The organism is Psychrobacter sp. 1Y4 (assembly GCF_051847555.1).
The window spans coordinates 1-578 of the sequence record NZ_JBPYDE010000894.1; the positions used below are offsets into that span (position 1 = coordinate 1).

The 578-nt window shown below is 47.6% G+C and carries 1 pseudogene; it reads left to right on the forward strand.

From position 1 onward, the window contains the following. Positions 1-56: 56 nt before the first annotated feature. A pseudogene (locus ACS8FC_RS19455) lies at positions 57-578 on the forward strand (NADP-dependent oxidoreductase); the annotation flags it as partial.

Below are 578 nucleotides of genomic sequence, written 5' to 3' on the forward strand. Positions count from 1 at the left end.
ACTACATTTAATACCACTATAATAATCACAATGAATAAATATAAAGGAGTCCTACAATGAGCTTCGACAAACAACAGAACCAACAAACCAACCGTCAAATCAAACTTGCCAGCCGCCCGAACGGCGAACCAACCGCTGACAACTTTGACATGACAACCAGCGACATCCCAACGCCAAACGATAACGAGATGTTATTACGCACGGTATATCTGTCATTAGACCCATATATGCGTGGACGTATGAGCGATGCCAAAAGCTACGCTGACCCATTAGCAGTCGGTGACGTCATCATGGGCGGCACAGTTGCTCAAGTCGTCGAGTCTAATATCGATAAATTTGCTGTCGGTGATTTGGTGGTATCAAATTCCGGCTGGCAGGACTACAGCGTCAGCGATGGCGAAGGTGTTCTTAAGCTTGATAAAAACATGGCAAACCCTTCTTATGGTTTGGGTGTATTAGGTATGCCCGGCTTCACCGGCTACATGGGTCTGACTGATATCGGTAAACCACAAAAAGGCGAAACCTTAGTTGTCGCTGCAGCCACTGGGCCTGTCGGCGCTACGGTCGGTCAAGTGGGT